This is a genomic window from Amycolatopsis sp. NPDC114484, assembly GCF_055633755.1.
This window is the reverse complement of sequence record NZ_JBVKDQ010000008.1, coordinates 148,726-166,540: the sequence shown is the minus strand read 5'-3', so window position 1 is coordinate 166,540 and position 17,815 is coordinate 148,726. Positions and strand designations below refer to the sequence as shown.

The 17,815-nt window shown below is 70.0% G+C and carries 23 protein-coding genes and 1 pseudogene; 15 read left to right on the top strand and 9 right to left on the bottom strand.

Annotated features, from left to right (window positions below):
• Window positions 1-20 precede the first annotated feature (20 nt).
• Window positions 21-980 (top strand): CHAD domain-containing protein, encoded by a 960-nt coding sequence (locus tag ACZ7SW_RS21430; protein ID WP_470232181.1) that lies wholly within the window; start codon window positions 21-23, stop codon window positions 978-980.
• Here the strand turns inward: ACZ7SW_RS21430 and ACZ7SW_RS21425 are convergent.
• On the bottom strand, window positions 973-2,370 hold the full coding sequence (locus tag ACZ7SW_RS21425) for an FAD-dependent monooxygenase (protein WP_470232180.1): 1,398 nt from the start codon (window positions 2,368-2,370) through the stop codon (window positions 973-975). The two genes, ACZ7SW_RS21430 and ACZ7SW_RS21425, sit on opposite strands and share 8 nt — an antisense overlap.
• An 87-nt stretch (window positions 2,371-2,457) precedes the next feature.
• Between ACZ7SW_RS21425 and ACZ7SW_RS21420 the strand changes: the two genes are divergently transcribed.
• Entirely contained in the window at window positions 2,458-3,078 is a 621-nt protein-coding gene (locus ACZ7SW_RS21420; protein WP_470232179.1) for a TetR/AcrR family transcriptional regulator, read from the top strand.
• Window positions 3,079-3,138: 60 nt separating this feature from the next.
• Window positions 3,139-3,495 carry a DoxX family protein gene (locus ACZ7SW_RS21415; protein ID WP_470232178.1) on the top strand — a complete coding sequence of 119 codons (357 nt, stop codon included), beginning with the start codon at window positions 3,139-3,141 and terminating at the stop codon, window positions 3,493-3,495.
• Window positions 3,496-3,499: 4 nt separating this feature from the next.
• Here the strand turns inward: ACZ7SW_RS21415 and dapC are convergent, their stop codons facing one another.
• From dapC to ACZ7SW_RS21400, 3 genes are all read right to left on the bottom strand, one after another.
• The gene (gene dapC / locus ACZ7SW_RS21410; protein ID WP_470232177.1) at window positions 3,500-4,588 is read right to left on the bottom strand and encodes a succinyldiaminopimelate transaminase; all 1,089 of its coding nucleotides are present in this window, start codon (window positions 4,586-4,588) and stop codon (window positions 3,500-3,502) included.
• Entirely contained in the window at window positions 4,585-4,905 is a 321-nt protein-coding gene (gene fdxA / locus ACZ7SW_RS21405; RefSeq protein WP_009072848.1) for a ferredoxin, read from the bottom strand. The genes dapC and fdxA overlap by 4 nt, the downstream gene beginning before the upstream one ends.
• Before the next feature lie 120 nt (window positions 4,906-5,025).
• A complete protein-coding gene (locus ACZ7SW_RS21400) occupies window positions 5,026-5,199 on the bottom strand; it encodes a hypothetical protein (RefSeq protein ID WP_470232176.1) in 174 nt (57 codons plus the stop codon).
• A gap of 46 nt (window positions 5,200-5,245) precedes the next feature.
• Here ACZ7SW_RS21400 and ACZ7SW_RS21395 point away from each other — a divergent pair.
• The 8 genes and pseudogenes from ACZ7SW_RS21395 (at window position 5,246) to ACZ7SW_RS21360 (ending at window position 10,075) form a co-directional block, all read left to right on the top strand.
• Window positions 5,246-5,994: pseudogene (locus ACZ7SW_RS21395) on the top strand (GNAT family N-acetyltransferase).
• Window positions 5,991-6,992, top strand: a complete 1,002-nt coding sequence (cofD, locus tag ACZ7SW_RS21390; protein WP_470232175.1) for a 2-phospho-L-lactate transferase — start codon at window positions 5,991-5,993, stop codon at window positions 6,990-6,992. The pseudogene ACZ7SW_RS21395 and the gene cofD overlap by 4 nt, the downstream one beginning before the upstream one ends.
• On the top strand, window positions 6,985-8,322 hold the full coding sequence (locus ACZ7SW_RS21385; protein WP_470232174.1) for a coenzyme F420-0:L-glutamate ligase: 1,338 nt from the start codon (window positions 6,985-6,987) through the stop codon (window positions 8,320-8,322). The genes cofD and ACZ7SW_RS21385 overlap by 8 nt, the downstream gene beginning before the upstream one ends.
• Window positions 8,319-8,846, top strand: a complete 528-nt coding sequence (locus ACZ7SW_RS21380; RefSeq protein WP_470232173.1) for an NUDIX hydrolase — start codon at window positions 8,319-8,321, stop codon at window positions 8,844-8,846. The genes ACZ7SW_RS21385 and ACZ7SW_RS21380 overlap by 4 nt, the downstream gene beginning before the upstream one ends.
• Before the next feature lie 9 nt (window positions 8,847-8,855).
• Entirely contained in the window at window positions 8,856-9,002 is a 147-nt protein-coding gene (locus ACZ7SW_RS21375) for an LPXTG cell wall anchor domain-containing protein (RefSeq protein ID WP_470232172.1), read from the top strand.
• Window positions 8,999-9,352, top strand: coding sequence for a GntR family transcriptional regulator (locus tag ACZ7SW_RS21370; protein WP_470232171.1), 354 nt, complete (start codon window positions 8,999-9,001; stop codon window positions 9,350-9,352). The genes ACZ7SW_RS21375 and ACZ7SW_RS21370 overlap by 4 nt, the downstream gene beginning before the upstream one ends.
• Window positions 9,353-9,406: 54 nt before the next feature.
• Window positions 9,407-9,658 carry a hypothetical protein gene (locus tag ACZ7SW_RS21365; RefSeq protein WP_470232170.1) on the top strand — a complete coding sequence of 84 codons (252 nt, stop codon included), beginning with the start codon at window positions 9,407-9,409 and terminating at the stop codon, window positions 9,656-9,658.
• Window positions 9,659-9,718: 60 nt separating this feature from the next.
• Entirely contained in the window at window positions 9,719-10,075 is a 357-nt protein-coding gene (locus tag ACZ7SW_RS21360; RefSeq protein ID WP_470232169.1) for a hypothetical protein, read from the top strand.
• A gap of 70 nt (window positions 10,076-10,145) precedes the next feature.
• On the opposite strand, the gene ACZ7SW_RS21355 is transcribed toward ACZ7SW_RS21360, so the two are convergent.
• Both ACZ7SW_RS21355 and manB read right to left on the bottom strand, forming a co-directional pair.
• Window positions 10,146-11,039 carry a DNA-3-methyladenine glycosylase family protein gene (locus tag ACZ7SW_RS21355; RefSeq protein WP_470232168.1) on the bottom strand — a complete coding sequence of 298 codons (894 nt, stop codon included), beginning with the start codon at window positions 11,037-11,039 and terminating at the stop codon, window positions 10,146-10,148.
• The gene (manB, locus tag ACZ7SW_RS21350; protein ID WP_470232167.1) at window positions 11,039-12,118 is read right to left on the bottom strand and encodes a mannose-1-phosphate guanylyltransferase; all 1,080 of its coding nucleotides are present in this window, start codon (window positions 12,116-12,118) and stop codon (window positions 11,039-11,041) included. The genes ACZ7SW_RS21355 and manB overlap by 1 nt, the downstream gene beginning before the upstream one ends.
• 140 nt (window positions 12,119-12,258) lie before the next feature.
• Between manB and ACZ7SW_RS21345 the strand changes: the two genes are divergently transcribed.
• Window positions 12,259-12,738, top strand: coding sequence for a hypothetical protein (locus tag ACZ7SW_RS21345; protein WP_470232166.1), 480 nt, complete (start codon window positions 12,259-12,261; stop codon window positions 12,736-12,738).
• A 170-nt stretch (window positions 12,739-12,908) separates the two neighbouring features.
• Here ACZ7SW_RS21345 and ACZ7SW_RS21340 read toward each other — a convergent pair whose 3' ends face one another.
• Entirely contained in the window at window positions 12,909-13,772 is an 864-nt protein-coding gene (locus ACZ7SW_RS21340) for a glycosyltransferase family 2 protein (RefSeq protein ID WP_470232165.1), read from the bottom strand.
• A 70-nt stretch (window positions 13,773-13,842) separates the two neighbouring features.
• Window positions 13,843-14,478: a TetR/AcrR family transcriptional regulator gene (locus tag ACZ7SW_RS21335; RefSeq protein ID WP_470232318.1), complete on the bottom strand. Its 636-nt coding sequence runs from the start codon at window positions 14,476-14,478 to the stop codon at window positions 13,843-13,845.
• Window positions 14,479-14,612: 134 nt separating this feature from the next.
• Here ACZ7SW_RS21335 and ACZ7SW_RS21330 point away from each other — a divergent pair, with 134 nt between their 5' ends.
• From ACZ7SW_RS21330 to ACZ7SW_RS21320, 3 genes are read left to right on the top strand one after another with little or no spacing between them, the layout of a single operon-like run.
• Window positions 14,613-15,236 carry an SRPBCC family protein gene (locus ACZ7SW_RS21330; protein WP_470232164.1) on the top strand — a complete coding sequence of 208 codons (624 nt, stop codon included), beginning with the start codon at window positions 14,613-14,615 and terminating at the stop codon, window positions 15,234-15,236.
• 26 nt (window positions 15,237-15,262) lie between these two features.
• Window positions 15,263-15,592 carry a hypothetical protein gene (locus tag ACZ7SW_RS21325; protein ID WP_470232163.1) on the top strand — a complete coding sequence of 110 codons (330 nt, stop codon included), beginning with the start codon at window positions 15,263-15,265 and terminating at the stop codon, window positions 15,590-15,592.
• Window positions 15,593-15,638: 46 nt separating this feature from the next.
• Window positions 15,639-16,613 carry an amidohydrolase family protein gene (locus ACZ7SW_RS21320; protein ID WP_470232162.1) on the top strand — a complete coding sequence of 325 codons (975 nt, stop codon included), beginning with the start codon at window positions 15,639-15,641 and terminating at the stop codon, window positions 16,611-16,613.
• Here the strand turns inward: ACZ7SW_RS21320 and ACZ7SW_RS21315 are convergent.
• Entirely contained in the window at window positions 16,610-17,740 is a 1,131-nt protein-coding gene (locus ACZ7SW_RS21315) for a glycosyltransferase family 4 protein (RefSeq protein WP_470232317.1), read from the bottom strand. The genes ACZ7SW_RS21320 and ACZ7SW_RS21315 overlap by 4 nt on opposite strands.
• Window positions 17,741-17,815 lie beyond the last annotated feature (75 nt).

The following is a 17,815-nucleotide window of genomic DNA, read 5'->3' as shown; positions in this document are numbered from 1 at the left end:
GTTCACCTACCATTAACCAGGTGACTTCCGAAGCGACCAGCCGCCGCCGTACTCCGGAACCGACGACGCCGGCCGCACTCGGGCTCCCCGCCGAACCGGCGAAAGCGGGCCCCGCGGCCCCGGCGGCCGCGCACGTGCGCGCCAAACTCGATCACGAACTGCGCGAACTGCTCTCCCGCGAACCAGGCACCCGAGCCGGTGCCGATCCGGAAGAACTGCACCAGATGCGCGTGGCGCAACGGCGGATGCGGAGCGTGCTGAAATCCTCCAGCGCACTGGTCGGGGCGACCGCGGAACCGGTGCGCGCCGACCTCGGATGGCTGGGCCAGGTGCTGGGCGAGGTCCGCGACTACGACGTGCTGATCGGCCACCTGCGCGAGGTGATCGCCGAGTTCGACGTCCGCGACCAGGCCGCCGGGCGACGGCTGGTGTCCCGCTTCGTCGCCGAGCGCACCACCGCCCGCCGCCGGCTGAACCGGGCGCTGTCGAGCCCGCGGTACGCGACCCTGCTGCAGGGCATCGCCCAGCTGTCCCGCACCGCGGACCACGAGATCGACGAGACTCCGTCCGAGAAGCCCGGGTTGGCCGCCGACGTGCGGAAGCCGTACCGAAAGCTCGCCCGCGCGGTCGCCGCCCTTCCGCCGAATCCGCCGGACGCCGACCTGCACGCGCTGCGCATCCACGGCAAGAAACTCCGCTACACCGCCGAATTGGCCCGATCCGCGGCGAAGAAGAAACAAGCCGGGAAGCTGTCCGAACTGATCAAGGCGACCCGCAAATTCCAGACCGTCCTAGGCGATCACCAGGACGCGGTCTACGCCGCGGAGAAGGTGCGCGGCGCACTGGCCGGCGCGGACGCCGAGATCGGCTTCGTCGCCGGCCGGATTGTCGAGCACGAGCTGGCGAAACGCGCCCGGGCCCGTGCCGCGTGGCTCGAGGTGTGGCACCGCATCGAAAAGGCCGAGCACGCGGTCAGTTAACCGACCACACATACCCGTCCGGCCGCACCAGCACCCGCTTCCCCGGCACGCCCTCGTACGCCGCATACGCGTGTCCGCCCACATCGACGAATTCCCCCGTCGCCCCCTGCGGCAGAATCCGATACGCCGGATGTTCCGTCCCGAGCGGTCCGTCGCCGAACACCAGTTCTGTCGCATGTGGACCCCGGAACAACTCGAACAGCCGCACGCCCTTGCCATTCCCGTCGACAAGCGGCGCGTCCGGTGCCCGATCGCCCGGCCGCAACGCACCCGTACCCACCGGTGACAGCGGTCCGCCCCGGTAAGTCAGATCAAGCTGCTGCGTCTCCGGACCGCGTTCGTGCGCGTCGTCCGCACCCTCCTTGTACTTCTCCAGCAACGCACTGCTCACCCCCAGCACCCGCGCCGCGACCGCGCGTCGTTCCGTCTCGTAGCTGTCCAGCAGCGCGGGCGATCCGTCGGCGAGCTTCCAGGCGAGGTTGTACGCGTCCTGCACGCCGGTGTTCAGCCCCTGCCCGCCCGTCGGCGGGTGCACGTGCGCGGCGTCCCCCGCAAGGAACACCCGTCCCTTCCGGAAGGCCGCAGCCAGCCGGATATTCGGCCGCCACACCGTGGACCACGCCAGGTCGAGCAGCCGGATCCCGCCGCCGGACACCCGGTCCAGGTGCGCCTGCAACGCGGTCAGCGAGGTCTCCGCGTCGCCGTCGCCGAGTGGGGAGGAGAACTGGAAGTACGGCGTCCCCGCGAGCGGCGTGAACGCGACGCCGGACATCGGCTCGTCCGCCGTCGCGAACCAGTAGCCCGAGTCGTGGTCGAGCCCCTCCGCCGAGACATCGCCCAGCAGCAGCCGGATCGATTCGTCGGTGGTCCCCTCGAAGGCGATCCCCAGTGCTTTGCGGACGAAGCTCTTCCCGCCGTCCGCGCCGACCAGGTACTCCGCCCGCACTGTCTCCCCGGTCGACAGCTCGACGGTGACGCCCTCGTCGTCCTGTGTGAAGCCGGTCAACGCGGTGTTCAGCTCCACCCGCACGCCGAACTCGGCCAACCGGTCCCGCAGGATCCCCTCGGTCTGCGACTGGCCGAGGAACCAGGCGGTCGGATACGGCACCGTCGGCGTCGGCTCGACCGGCTCGGCCATCCGCCGCACCATGGTGAACTCCCCGTCGAGGTACACCCGCATCGGATACGGCGGCGCACCCGCGGCGAGCACCGCGTCCAGCACGCCCAGGTCCTCGAAAACCTCCATCGTGCGCGGCTGCAGCCCGTCGCCGCGCGAACCGGCGAAGTACTGCTCCGCCTTGTCCACCACCCGCACGCCGACCCCGCGCCGCGCCAGCTCGATCGCCAGCGTGAGCCCGGTCGGCCCCGCTCCCGCCACCAGCACCGTCATACCCCTCACCCCTCTCGGTGAATTACTATTCAGTGAATCTGTATTCAGAGTGCCCGCTGATAGCGTTCCCGTCAAGGGAGGTGCCGGATGACGGCGACGAGCCGCAAGGACAAAGCCGCCGAAACGGAAACGGCGCTGAAGGAAGCGGCCAAGCGCGTGTTCGCGGCCAAGGGCTACCTGAACACGAAGATCACCGACATCACCAAGGAAGCCGGCCGCGCCGCGGGGTCGTTCTACAACCACTTCGCGAGCAAGGAAGAACTGCTGGTCGCCCTGCTGGCCGACTTGTCCGCGGCCAGCGACCAGCAGGCCACGGGCGACGACCACCTGTCCGACTTCAGCGATCCGGCCGCGGTCCGCTGGCACGTGCGGCAATACTGGGATTTCTACCGCGCCAACGCGCCCACGATGATCGCGCTGCGCCAGGCGGCGATGGTGAACGAGGACTTCGCCGCCACCTACGCGAGCTTCGGCGCCAGCGAGGCCAAGGACGTCGAAGGCCACCTCGAATACGTCACCGCGGCCGGTTTGCGGCTCCCGGCGAACGCTCAGCTCACCATCGCGATGATGTACCAACTGGTCGACAACTTCGCGCAGATGTGGCTGCTGAGCCCGCCACCGGCGGGCTGGGACCCGCCGTCGGACGAGGAAGCGGTGGAGGCACTGACGCGGTTCGTCTACCGCGGCTTCACCGGGCGCGACTACTAGCCCGCGGTCACCTTTCCGAGCCCCGCCCCGTCAGGGAAGCGGGACCGGAAAGGAGCAACCATGGAAACCGGACTTCTCGTCGCCACCTTCGCCTGCGTCGCGATCAACGCCTTCGAGGTCGCCGCCAAGGCCGTCCGGGCGCAGTTCGTGCTGCAGAACTCCGCCGAGGTCGGCGTCGGCGCGCGATGGATCCCCTGCCTGGCGATCCTGGAAGGCGCGGGTGTCGCCGGGCTGGTCGTCGGCCTGCTTGGCTGGCCACGCCTAGGGCTGGCCGCGGCGATCGGGCTGACACTGTTCTTCATCGGCGCGGTCGGAGCCCACCTCCGCGCGAAGGTGTTCCACAACATCGCGTTCCCGGCGGTCTTCCTCGCGCTGGCGATCGCGGCGGCCGGGTACTTCACCACGACCGCCGCCTGAGGCGTCAGCTCCGCGCCAGCCGCTCCGCAGCCGCCTCGATGCGCTCGTCCGTCGACGTCAGCGCGACCCGCACGTGTTCCTTGCCCGCGGGCCCGTAGAACGTGCCCGGCGCGACCAGGATCCCGCGCTCGGCAAGCCATTCCACAGTGGCCTGCGCGGATTCCCCGCGCGTGGCCCAGAGATACAGCCCAGCCTCAGAGTAAGTGATCTCAAACCCGCTGTCCTGCAACGCTTTACGCAGCACAACCCGGCGGGCACGGTAGCGTTCGCGTTGCGCGGCAAGGGCTTCGTCGTCGGTGAGCGCGGCCACCATCGCCTGCTGCACCGGGCGCGGCACGATCATGCCAGCGTGCTTGCGCACCTCCAGCAGGTTTTTCACCAACGCGGGGTCACCGGTCACGAATCCGGCGCGGTAGCTCGCCAGGTTCGCCGACTTGGACAGCGAATGCACCGCGAGCAGACCGTCCGTCTGTCCACCGTGGACGGACGGATGCAGCACCGACAGCGGTTCCGCCTCCCAGCCGAGCGAGAGGTAGCACTCGTCGGAGACCACGACGGTGCCGCGTTCGCGCGCCCATTCGACCACCTTGCGCAGGTGGTCGACGCCGAGCACGCGGCCGGTCGGGTTCGACGGCGAGTTCAGCCAGATCATCGCCGGGCGGCGCGGGCCGAGCTGGGTCAGCCCGTCCGCGCGCACCACCTCGGCGCCCGCGAGCAGCGCGCCGACCTCGTACGTCGGGTACGCCAGCTCCGGGATGACCACCACGTCGCCCGGCCCGAAGCCGAGCAGCCGCGGCAGCCAGGCCACGGCCTCTTTCGAGCCGATCGTCGGCAGCACGGCCTCCGGTTCGACACCGGTGATCCCGTACCGCCGCCGCAACGCCGTGACGGCCGCTTCGCGCAGCTCAGTCGTGCCGTGCGTGGTCGGGTAGCCGGGGATCTCCGACACCGACGCGAGCGCGGCGCGGATCGAGTCCGGCACCGGGTCGACGGGCGTGCCGACGGACAGGTCGACGATGCCCCCGGGATGCGCCTGCGCGCGGGCCTTGACCTCGGCGAGCGAATCCCAGGGGAAGTCGGGCAGCCGGGTCATTCGCCCTGCGGGGGCAGCGCCTTGATGAACCCCGGGTCGTGCGCGGTCTTGCCGACCTTGGAGGCGCCGCCGGGCGAGCCCAGCTCGTTGAAGAAGTCGACGTTCGCCTTGGTGTAGTCGGACCAGTTGTCCGGCACGTCGTCCTCGTAGTAGATGGCCTCGACCGGGCAGACCGGCTCGCAGGCGCCGCAGTCGACGCACTCGTCCGGGTGGATGTACAACATCCGCTCGCCCTCGTAGATGCAGTCCACGGGGCACTCGTCGATACACGCCTTGTCGAGCACGTCGACGCAGGGCTCGGCGATCACGTAGGTCACTGCGTACTCCTGGCTTCTCCTGCTGGGCCGGTCGGTGCGGACATTACGCGCTTCCCCGGCCCCCGGTGGTGGTTAGGCGACCCTTATCCCACCCCTGGAAACGGGGCGGATCCGCGCCGCTCAGCGGTCCCGGCGACGCGGTTTCGGCGCGTTCCGGGCATCGCCGGTAATCGTGAACGAGGCGCCGGCGGGTTTGCCGTCCTCGCGTTTCTCTTCGAGAGTCCGCTTGAAGCCATCGGCGATCTCGTCGACAAGCTCGTCGTTGTGCCGGTCGTCCTTGCGCGCGTAGCTCATGGGTTCTCCTGCGGAACGGGACAGCTCTCTCCGTCACAATCTAACCGTGAACTCCCGGGAAAAGCTCGAAATCGTGTGCGCGAAAGCGTGGCCGGCGGTGGTCGAGGAGCCGCTCGGCGAGTGGACTTTGCGCTGGGCGGACGGCTTCACCGGGCGCGCGAACAGCGCACTCGCCGTCGGTGACCCCGCCGCGGAGTCCCGGACGCGCTCGAGGCCGTATGTGACTTCGCCCACGCCCGCGGCATTCCGCCCGCCGTCCAGGTGCTGGAAGACAGCGAACTGGAGCGCGAGGTGGCCGCGGCGGGCTGGCGCGAACAGGTCGAACACCCCGCCGGGCACCACGTGTCGGTACTGACCGGTCCGCTGCCGTCCGGGCCTTCGCGCGACGCCGAGGTCCTCGACCAGGCGACGCCGGAATGGTGGGCATTGGCCGAGAACACCACCGAGCCGAGTTCCGCCCAGTGGCACGTCGTGACCACCGGAAAGGTCGGCTACGGCGTGGTTCTGGCCGGCGGGAGCACCGCGGGCGCGGTGCGCGGCGCGATCGTGGACGACTGGCTGCACGTCTCCCGTCTCGCGGTCGCGCCGGAGTTTCGCCGCCGCGGCCTGGCCACGACGGTGTTGCACGCGCTCGCGGACTGGGGCCGCGCGCACGGAGCGGAAAACTGGGTCCTGCAGGTGGCGGTGGGCAACACCGGCGCACTCGCGTTGTATTCCGCGCTGGGCTGTTCGGAGCACCACAGGTACCGGTACTGGGGCCCGGCGCCGCGGACGTGCGAGGATCGCCAGTCGTGAAGATCGTCGTACTGGTTGGCGGGGTGGGCGGCGCCCGCTTCCTGCTCGGGGTCAAGACCGCACTCGGACTTCCCGCGATCGGCGCGGGCGAGTCCCCGGAGTCTCCGCACGAGATCACCGCGCTGGTGAACACCGGCGACGACGTGTGGATGCACGGCCTGCGCATCTGCCCGGATCTCGACACCTGCATGTACACCCTCGGCGGCGGCATCGACTCCGAACGCGGCTGGGGCCACGCGGGCGAGACCTGGACGGTCAAGGAGGAACTCGCCGCCTACGGCGCGGAGCCGACTTGGTTCGGGCTGGGCGACAAGGACATCGCGACGCACCTGATCCGGTCGCGGATGCTGCGCGCGGGCTATCCGCTGTCCCAGGTCACCGAGGCGCTGTGCGACCGCTGGCAGCCCGGCGTGCGGCTGCTGCCGATGTCGGACGACCGGGTCGAGACGCACGTCGTGATCGACGATCCGGAGCAGCCGGACCAGCAGAAGGCCGTGCACTTCCAGGAGTGGTGGGTGCGTTACCGGGCGAGCGTGCCCGCGCATTCGATCGTCGCGGTCGGCAACGACGAGGCCAAGCCCGGCCCCGGTGTGCTGGCGGCGCTGGCCGAGGCGGACGTCGTGCTGTTCGCGCCGTCGAACCCGGTCGTGTCGGTCGGCACGACGCTCGGCGTGCCCGGGGTGCGCGACGCACTGCGGAAATCTCGTGCGAAGGTCGTCGGGGTGTCGCCGATCATCGGCGGGAAAGCGTTGCGCGGCATGGCCGACGCGTGTCTCACTGCGATCGGCGTGGAGACCTCCGCGGAGGCCGTCGGCCGGCATTACGGTGCGCGTTCGGAGGGCGGCGTGCTCGACGGATGGCTCGTCGCGCCGGAGGATCACGAGGTCACGGTGCCCGGCGTGGACGTGCGCGCGGTGCCGCTGCTGATGTCCGATGTGGACGCGACGGCGGACATGGTCCGTGCGGCGCTCGACGTAGCGGGAGTCTCCCTTGACTGACCACGCTTCCCAGAAGATCGAGATCCTGCCGGTCCCGGGGTTGCCGGAGTTTCGTCCCGGCGACGACCTGACCGGAGCGATCGTTTCCGCCGCGCCCTGGTTGCGTTCCGGCGACGTGGTCGTGGTGACCAGCAAGGCTTTCTCGAAAATCGAGGGCAATTTGGTCCGGGTGCCGAGCGACCCCGAAGCGCGCGACGCGGCCCGGCGCGAGCTGATCGAACAGGAATCGGTGCGGGTGGTCGCCCGGATCGCGCGCACCCTGATCACCGAAAACCGGCTGGGCATCGTGCAGGCGGCGGCCGGGATCGACGCGTCGAACGTGCGCGGCGACGAGGTCGCGCTGCTGCCCGCGGATCCGGACGGGTCGGCTTTGGCTCTGCGCAACGGTTTGCGGGAGCGGCTGGGCGTCGAGGTGGCCGTGGTCGTCACCGACACCATGGGCCGGGCCTGGCGGGTCGGCCAGACGGACGCCGCGATCGGCGCGTCCGGCCTGCGCGTGCTGCACGGGTATGCCGGGCAGGTCGATTCGCAGGGCAACGAACTGGCCGTTACGGAAATCGCGGTCGCGGACGAGATCGCCGCCGCCTCGGATCTGGTGAAGGGCAAGCTCGGCGGACTGCCGGTGGCGGTCGTGCGCGGACTGCAGATCCACGACGACGGCTCAACCGCGCGCGACCTGATCCGCCCGGTCGACGAAGACCTCTTCCGCTTGGGCACCAACGAATCCATCGCACAGGGCCGCCGGGAAGCCGTGCCGCACCGGCGTTCCGTCCGGCAATTCAGCAACGAGCCGGTGGATCCCGAGGCAATGCGTCGCGCCGTCGCGGCCGCGCTCACCGCGCCCGCGCCGCACCACACGCACCCCGTGCGATTCATCTGGCTGCGCGACGAAGGCCTGCGCCGCAAACTCCTCGACGCGATGCGCGCGTCCTGGGAAGCCGACCTGACCAGCGACGGTTTCACTCCCGAACAGATCGCGAAACGCCTGTCCCGCGGCGACATTCTCTACCGCGCGCCGGAACTGGTGATCCCGTTCCTGCTCCCCGAAGGCGCGCACACCTACCGCGACGACCGGCGAAACCGGCACGAACGCACGATGTTCACCGTCGCCGCCGGCGCCGCCGTGCAAGGCCTGCTGGTCGCGCTGGCCGCCGAAGACCTCGGCTCGTGCTGGATCGGCTCGACCATCTTCGCCGCCGACCTCGTCCGGTCCACTTTGGACCTGGACGACCAGTGGCACCCGCTCGGCGCGGTCGCGATCGGGCACCCGGCCGAACCCGCGCCCCCGCGCGGACCGCTCACCACCGGCGATTGGCTGATCGAACGATGACCCTGCACGAATCCGCCGTCGCCGCGCTGACCGAGTGGAAGCCCGAGGCCCCGGCGCAAGAGTCGCTGCGGCAAGCGTTTCTCGGCTTCCTGGCGTCGCGTTCGGACACTTGCCAGCGTTCCTGCGAGGCCGGGCACCTGACCGCGTCCGCGGTAGTCCTCGACTCGACCGGCACGCAGGTCCTGCTCACGCTGCACCCGCGCGTCGGCCGCTGGCTGCAGCTCGGCGGGCACTGCGAACCGGCCGACGCGTCGCTGTCCGAAGCCGCTCTGCGCGAGGCGACCGAGGAATCCGGCATGAGCGGCCTGGTGATCGGGGAAACGCCGGTGCACCTGGACGTCCATCCGATCACCTGCTCACTCGGCGTCCCCACGCGGCATTTCGACGTCCGTTATGTCGTGCACGCCCCGCCCGGCGCGGAACCCGTGCGCAGCGACGAATCCGACGACCTGCGCTGGTGGCCGGTCGACGCGCTGCCCGCGGGTTCGGAAGATCTGGCCGAACTGATCGCGGCGGCCCGTTAACCTGGACGCATGGACCTGGCGCGACCGCACCCGCACCCGGGCGACACCGGTGTCGCCATCAGCGGATGGGTGGTGCTGATCGGCTTCGCGGTGGCGTTCGCGCTGCTGGCGCTGGGCATTGTGGTGAGCATCCGAAGGAAACGGCGGCAACGATGAGCATCAGCTACGACCCGGCTTCGCCCGTTCCGCCGTTCGAACAGGTCCGGACCTCGCTCGCGAACCAGATCAACGACGGCACCCTGGCCGTCGGCGCGAAACTCCCGACGGTGCGCGGACTGGCCGCGGACCTGGGCATCGCGCCGAACACGGTGGCGCGCGCGTACCGCGAACTCGAGGAAGCCGGTCTGCTGGAAACCCGAGGCAGGGCAGGCACTTTCGTCGGTGCGACCGGCGACGAGACGCTGTCGCGCGCGCAAGCCGCCGCGGCCTCGTACGCCGAGGTGATCCGGGGATTGGGATTGTCGGCGGAACAAGGCGTGGCGATCGCGGCGGCTGCCCTGCGCTGACCGCGGCGAGGAATTAGCATTTGGTTTTGTCCGTGCCCGACCGAGGGGAAACCCATGCTGAACTTCGTCCTGCCGGGCGCGCTGGTCCTGCTGCTGGTGGTCGTGCTGGTGCTGAAATTCACGGTGGGACGGCCGAAGCAGCCGCCGCAGGCCGGGCCGGGCGCTCCGTACGGTCAGCAGCCGCAGGGTCCGTACCCGCCGCAGCAGTTCCCGCCGCAGGGCCAGTACCCGCAGCCGGGTGCGCAGCAGCAGTATCCGCAGCAGCCCGGTCAGCAGCAGTATCCGCCGCAGAACCCGCAGGGCTGACTCACTTTCCCGGCTGAGCCGTCCTACGATTAAAGCCTCGACCAGGGGAGGGTCTTCAACGTGGCTTTGCAGCCTTGGCATCTCATCGTCCTGCTGCTGTTGGCGGGCCTGGTGATCGCGATCGTGGCCGCGGTGCGGGCCTCGTCCCGGCGGAAGCAAGGCCCGCCGCCGGGCTACTTCCCGCCGCAGCAGGGCTTTCCGCCTCCTGGCCAGGGCTATCCCCCGCCCGGCCCGCAACAGCCCGGCTATCCTGCCCAGAACTACCCCGGCCAGCCCGGCTATCCGCCGCCTGGCGCTCAGTACCCGCCGCAGCCCGGCGTCCCGCCGCAGGCGCAGAACCCGCAGAACCCGTACCCGCCGCAGCCCGGGTTCCCGCCCCAAGCGCAGAACCCGCAGAACCCGTACCCGCCGCGCTGACTCACATAGCCCGGTAACCCCGCAGCCGGAACCTCAGCCTCCGCACCCCGCCCACACCCACCGCGGTGACTCACATAGCCCGGTAGTCCCGCAGCTCAATCCGCGGCCCGAACCGCGGCCGTCGAGCACCAGCCGCCCCCAGATACCGGATCGCGCGCTGCCGTTGCGGGGCATACGGCTCCAGCACCCGCGCCATCTCCTCGTCGTCGATCTTCCGCCCGAGCAGCGTGTGCCCGACCATCGCCGGGATGTTGTAGTCGCCGAAGCTGACCGCGTCCGGGTCGCCCCACGCGCGCTGGGCGATCTCCGCCGCCGTCCACACGCCGATGCCCCGCACCTTCCGCAGCCACGCGCGTCCCTCGACCCCGCGCAGCCGCACCGCTTCCTCCAGCCGCGGCGCCACCCGGGCCGCCTCGATCAACGCCGTGCGGCGCTTCAGGTCCACGCCGATCTTGTGCCAGTTCCAGTCCACAATGGACCGAATGGCGACCGGATCCGGCGGCACCCGCAGGAATTCCGGCCCCGGTCCGGGCGCGCGCGTGCCGAACCACCGGCACAGCTCCGCCCACGACCGGATCGCTTCCTTGCCGCTCACCTTCTGTTCGAGGATCGCCAGCATCAGCGCGTCCCACACCCGCCCGGTCGACCCGAGCCGCAGCCCGGGCGCGTTGCGGCGGCCTTCGGCGATCACGTCGTGGTGCGCGACGAAACCGGTGTCGTCATCGTCCGCGCCGAGCAGCGCGGGCACGCCCTCAAGCAGGAAATCCGCGCCGTCGCCCCAAGCTTCGGCCTCGACGACGCCGTCCGGCCGGTGCAGCAGCGCCAGCGTTCCCTTGCCGCCGGGCGTGTTCGCGGCCAGCCACCAGACGCCGCGGTCGCGCCGGAAGTTCAGCGAGCCGCGCCCACGGCTCAGCGGACCCAGCACCTCGGCCAGGTCCACCGGAAACCCCGGACGCCACTCCATCACGCGTCGCTCGAAAACCGGATGCCGCCGTCCGGCACCGAAACGCCAGGCCAGATCCGGACCCCGTCGAGCAGTTCGCAGCGAGCCCCCACCGACGCGCCGTCGCCGAGCACCACGCCGCGCAGCACCGCGCCCTCGCCGACCTGAGCTCCGCGACCCAGCACCGAATTCTCCACAATCGCGTCCGGGCCGATCACCGCGTCGTCGAACACGACCGAGCCGGACACCGTCGCGTCCTTCCCGACGACAGCCCTCGCACCGATCGTCGTACCGCCGGTGAGCTTCGCGCCAGTAAAGATGGAAGCCGCGTCCAGCACGAGAAAATCGCCGGTCGGCCCGGCCATCGCGGACGTAGGCGCGACGCCGCGAACCAGGTCGGCGCTGCCGCGGACAAACGCCTCCGGGGTGCCGACGTCGAGCCAGTACGAAGAGTCGACAAATCCGTGCAGATGCGCACCATTCTCGAGAAGCCCGGGGAACGTCTCGCGCTCGACCGACACCCGCCGCCCCACCGGAATGGTCTCGATCACCGGACGGCGGAAGACGTAGCAGCCGGCGTTGATCTGGTCCGTCGGCGGGTTCGGGGTCTTCTCCAGGAAAGCGGTGACCCGTCCGTCGGGATCGGTCGGCACCGAGCCGAACCGGCTCGGGTCGGGGACGCGCTGCAGATGAAGGGTGACGTCCGCGCCGGAGTCGAGGTGGGTGCGCAGCTGGGCGTGGAGATCGGCCCCGGAGAGAATGTCGCCGTTGAAGACGATCGCGTGGTCGGCGCGCAGCCGGTCGTAGACGTTGCGGATGGCGCCGCCGGTGTCGAGCGGCTCGTCCTCCACCACGTACTCGAGTTCGAGACCATGCGCGGACCCGTCGCCGAAGTACTCCTCGAACACCTCGGCCCGGTACGACGTGCCGAGCACCACGTGCCGGATGCCGGCCGCGCGGATGCGGGAGAACAGGTGGCTCAGGTAGGGCGTGCCCGCCGTCGGCAGCATCGGCTTCGGCGCGGACAGCGTGAGCGGGCGCAGCCGCGTGCCCTGGCCGCCGACCAGTACGACGGCGTCGACCTCGACCTCGGACGTCACAGAAATCTCCTTTGTATCACGCACCGCTGAGCGACAAGCCGCGGGAAACGTGGGCGGCGCGGGCCCCGAGGGCCTACCCTAGACAGGAAACAGGCGGGCCTTTCCCCAGAGGCCCCGGGTCAGTCGGGAGGCCGAGGGGAATGGACCCCCGCGATCGCGCGGACGCTTTGCTCGCACGCGCACGATCCCGCGGCGCCTTCGTGGTGACGCCGGACAACATGACGTCTCCGATGGATTCCTCCAGCACCCAGCAGATCTCCAGAGCGGTGGTCTCCGGGCTGGACCCCGACACCACGACGCAGCTGCCCGCGTCGCTGATCGAAGAGAACGACCATCCGCTGGCCCGCGGCGCGCAGACCCAGCCGTCGCCGCATCCGCTGGCCCAGCCGACGCCGACGCGGCCGCTTGAGATCCCCGGCCCGCAGAACACCTTGCCGCAGCCGACGGTGCCGAGCCCGGCCGGTCCGCAGACGACGACGCCGCTGGTCCCGCGCCCGCAGGCGAAGCCGGTGGCGAGCCCGCTGAAGGAACCGGCCGAGGAGGAAATGACCGGCCTGGTCCCGACGATCAAGCAGAACAGCGGACGGTCGAACCTGTCCCGGCGGCTCGACGGGCTGTGATCCGCGCGGGGTCTCCCCCGGCCCGGGTTGCCCGGATCGCCCAGGGAGGCTTCCCGTGCGGGAGGTCGCGCCTCCCGCGAGCGATCTTTACGACCGCAAAGTGTTGCGGCTGCTGAGCATCCGGACGCCCGCGGAGGCACGCCGGTTGCCCTGCTGTCCTTTGCGGACCCTCAGCCCTTGCGGGTCTCCAGCTTCACGCGCAACGCCAGCCCGAGCTTCACCGCCGCCAGCACCGGCTTCCACAGCAGCCCCTGGTGCCGGTCGGCGAGGTAGCGGTAGGCGCTCGCGTGGTGGGCGCGCAGCATCTTCGCCGACGCGCGCGCCGTCGAGTGGCCACCGATGTGCATCACGCTCGACGACGGGGCGTAGACGTTCTGCCAGCCCGCCTTCGCGAGCCGGTCGCCGAGGTCGACGTCCTCGAAGTACATGAAGTAGCGGGTGTCGAAGCCGCCGACGGAGTCGAACGCTTCGCGCCGGAAGAGCTGGCAGGAGCCGGACAGCCAGCCGGACGTGCGCTCGGTCGGCGCGGCGTTCTCCTGGCGGTATTCGCGGGTCCACGGGTTGCCCGGCCAGATCTTGCCGAACACCGCGTGCCCGATCCCGCGCCCGAACGACGGCAGCAGCCGCGCGGACGGGTAGACGGTCCCGTCGAGGTCGTGGATCAGCGGCCCGAACGCGGCCCCGCGCGGCCAGCGTCCGGTGACCTCGATCAGCGCGTCGAGCGAGCCCGGCTCCCATTCGAGGTCCGGGTTGACCACGACGACCCAGCCGTAGCTGTCGTCGAGCGCCGCGACGCCGCGGTTGGCGGCCGTCCCGTAGCCGACGTTCTCGCCGATGCTGACGAGCGTCACGTTCTCGCGTTCGGCTGCCTTTTCCGGAGCGCCGTCGGTGGACGCGTTGTCGGCGACGACGACATGCACGTCGCGGTCGGTCGCCTTGTCGAGCGTGTCGAGGAACTTCTCGAGCGTTTCGCCGGGGAAGTAGGTCACGGTCACGACGCCGACGCGGTCACCATACGTGCGCTGCTCAGTCACCGCGCCATTGTCCACTGCTCACCGACGGCTACTTCAGCCCACCGAACCGGTCACCCGCAGTCACTCCCGTTCACGCCTTCAGCTTGGCCAGTTCATCGTCGATCAGCAGGGCCGGGTCGAACCCCATCCCGGCGAAGTGGCCGGCCAGTTCGAGCGACAACACCCCGTGCAGCCGGGTCCAGAAGGACAGCGCGCGGTGCACCGCACCGGTACCGACGTTGTCGCCGGGCGCCCACTCGCGATGGGTTTCCAGGTGCTGGTGGAACGGCGTCGCCGGCTCCGGTTCGGCTGGCCCCGAGTTCGCCTCGATCAGGACTTCCATGACCTCGTTGGAGATCGCCGTCGTGTCCGGCGGCGCGTGGTAGCCGGGCACCGGGGTGCCGTAGATGAGGAAGTACCGCTGCGGGTCCGCCTTGGCCCAATCCCGGATGACGTGCGCCAGGGCCAGCAGGTCCGCCCCGGAATCCGCCGCCGCCCGGACGGCGTCGGCGAGGCTCCGGAACGCGTCCCGGATCAACGCGGTGATCAGCTCGTCCCGGCCGCGGTAGTACCGGTACAGCGCGGGCACGGTCATGCTCATCTGCTTGGCGATCGCGGTCAGCGACAACGCCGGCAGCCCCGCCTCGGCGATCTGGTTCCGGGCGTGCTGCTTGATCTCCTCGCGCACCTGCTCGCGGTAGCGCTCCCGCGGTGCCTGTTCGGTCATCGGCCGTTCCCCTTCGCTCATCCCCGCCCAGTGTAGTTAAGCCCCTTCACTTCCGCTATTGACGTTCACGGTGACGAGCCAGCATGGTCTTAACCAGAGTTAATAGCACTAACTACAGCTAATGGAGTTCACCAATGTCGCACACCACGCCCCGCCGTCGCAGCCTGCGCGCCGCCCTCCTCGCGCTTCCGATCGCCGCCGGACTGCTCGGCGCCGCACCCGCCCAAGCCGCCACGCACCCGGGTTCCCTGACCTGCCAAGGCAACGGCATCGACCCGGCAGCCCAGCTCCACCACCGCGCGGAAACCTTCATCAAGGCCCCGCTGAGCACGGTGTGGCGGCTGCACACCAACGTCGAAAGCTGGCCGCGCTGGCAGAAGCCGGTCACGAGCATGAAGCGCCTCGACCCGGGCAGGCTGCACCCCGGTTCGCGGTTCCGCTGGACCACACCCGCCCCGGCCACGCCGTCGACGCCGCCCACCACGCTGGTCATCACCTCGACCGTCCACCAGGTCAAGCCCGGCCAGTGCGTCCGGTGGTCCGGTCCCGCGATCGGGCAGGGCCTGCGGATCGACAAGGGAACGCACGTCTGGAACTTCGTCCCGGTGCGCGGCGGGGTCATCGTCCGCACCGAAGAAAGCTGGACCGGGCAGCAGATCGAGTCCGACCCGGCCACCGCGATCAAGTACCTGGCTCCGGGACTGGACCTCTGGCTCGCCGATTTGAAGACCGCCGCCGAAGCCCACTGCCACCACTGAGCACAACCCCTCGAAGGAGAATCGTCATGACCGCGTCCCGCGCCTCGCTGCCCATCCTGATCACTGCCTGGTCCGTTCCCGCGCTCGTCCTAGGACAGTTCGCGTTGCTTTCCGGCCTCCCGCTGATCGCGCTCGTCGTCTCCAGCCTGCGCGATTCCCAGCCGCGCGCCCTGCGCTGGTGGTCCGCCGGACTGACCGCGGTCTATCTCGGAGTCCTCGCGCTCTGGGCGTTAAGTCCGGAAAGCACGCCCAGTTTGTCTAAATTCATGAATCCGATGGTTACCGCATTCTTCGTCGCTTGCGGAGTCGTGGTCGCTATCGCGCACCACGTCCGCAAAACGCCCACGGCCGGTTAAGCGAAAACTGGTAATCTCGAAACCACCAGCCGCAGTGAGGAGGCCGATGAAAACCGTCGCGATCGAGGAGCACTGGACCACCCCCGGCATCGACCGGATGCTGCGCGCCGAATCCGGCGACCCGAGCATCGCCCACAACGACCGGGGCGACCTCCCGGAACGCCTGCTCGACATCGGCGACCAGCGCGTCGCGTGGATGGACGAGGCGGGCATCGACGTCCAGGTCCTCTCGATCGCGCCGCCGGGAACGCACGGATGCCCGCCGCCGCAAGGCATCGAGCTGAGCCGCGAGGCGAACGAACTCGCCAGCGAGGCCGTCGCGAAACACCCCGATCGCTTCCGGGCCATGACGACACTGCCGATGTCCGATCCGGACGCTGCGCTCGCCGAACTGCAACGGACCGCGAAAGATCCAGCGCACGTCGGAATCATGTCGTACGGCCGCAGCGGCGATCGTCCCCTCGACGATCCCGCTTACGACGAACTGCTCGGCGCGGCCGCGTCGCTCGGGCGGCCGGTTTTCGTCCACCCGCAGATCCCGGTGGAGTCGGTGCGGCGAGCTTCCTACAGTGGATTCGGCCCGGAACTCGACCTCGGGCTGGCCACCTACGGCCTCGGCTGGCACTACGAGGCCGGACTCGCCGTCATCCGGCTGATCCTGCGCGGGACCTTCGACCGCCACCCGAACCTGCAAGTCGTTCTCGGACACTGGGGCGAGGTGGTCCTGTTCGCGCTGGACCGCATCGACAGCCTGTCGCACACCGCGACCCATCTCGAACGTCGTGTCTCCGAGTATTTCCGCACCAACATTCACCTGGCGACCAGCGGAATGCTCGCCCCCCGAATGCTGCGCAACGCACTCGAATACACGACGACGGACCGGATCCTGCTCTCCGGCGATTACCCGTTCCATCAGATCCAAGCCACGGCCATCACGGAATTCCTGGAGAAATTGCCGAACCAGGAAGACCGGGAAAAAATCGCGCACGCCAACGCGGAAGCCCTTTACGGCCTCCGTTAGCGATTGCGCAAATGCTGGTGCCAGGCTTTTCCGTAAGCCTCGCGGTGCCGATCCGCCGTTGTCGTCCACGAGAATTCCTTGGCGCGCCGCTGCGCCGCGGAAGCGAGCACTGAGCGACGCGACGGATCGGCCAGCAATTCCGTCAACGCCGCGGCGACATCGCCCGCCCCGACGCCGCAGTACGCCACCGCGTCCCCGCCGACTTCCGGCAGCGACAGCCGGCGCGTGGTCAGTACCGCCGCACCGCAGGCCATCGCTTCGAGTACCGGCAGTCCGAAGCCTTCGCCGAGGCTCGGGTACGCCACAAGTTCCGCGCCGCCAAGGAATCCGGCGAGCGTGCCGAACGGCAGATAACCCGCACGAATCACCCGAAGCCGGTGCGGCACCGCGTCCAGCGCGCGCTCGACCTGGGTGTCCCAGCCGGGCTGACCGGCGAGCACGAGCGCCGGAGCGTCCCGCTGCCCGGCGACCGCGCGGGCGTAACCGCGGATCAGCGCGGGCACGTTTTTCCGCGGTTCGAGCGCCCCGAGGAACGCGATATACGGCGTCGCGCCGAGCCCGACCGCCTTCCGCGCCGCCGCGACCTCCTCCGGGGACGGCGGATGGAACCGTTCGCTGTCGACGCCGTGATGGATGATCTCCAGCTCGGCCCGCCGCACCGGGCTCACCCGAGCCAGTTCTACTGCTGTCGCGTGACTGGGAACTACGCAGAGTGTCGCCCGGCGCAGCGCGGTGGCGGTCCACGAGCGGAAGAACCGGGCCTTGACCGACGAGTGCAGGACGGCGTCGGTGAAGAACGTCGCGTCGTGCAGCGTGACCACCGAAGCGGCCCCGCTGGCGAGCGGCATCGTGTAGTGCGGAGAGTGCACGACGTCGGCGGCGAGCCGGCGCACGAGCCGAGGCAAGGTGGCTTGTTCCCAGGTCAGCCGAGCGGTGCGCGTCGAGGTCGCGGGCGATGCGGCGACGATCCGGGAATTGGGCGCGAGCTGCCCGTACAGCGGCAGGTCGCGCGGCTGGCAGACCACCGTCAGCCGGGCCCCGTCCTGGTCGAGCGCGCCGACGAGCGAGTCCACGTATCGGCCGACCCCGCCCCGATCCGCGGGCACCGCGGTCGCGTCGATCAGCACACGGGGATCACCGGTCACGAGTGCAGCGTACGGCGATCACCCACCGCACAGGTCAGGAACCGGCAAACTGCCGCC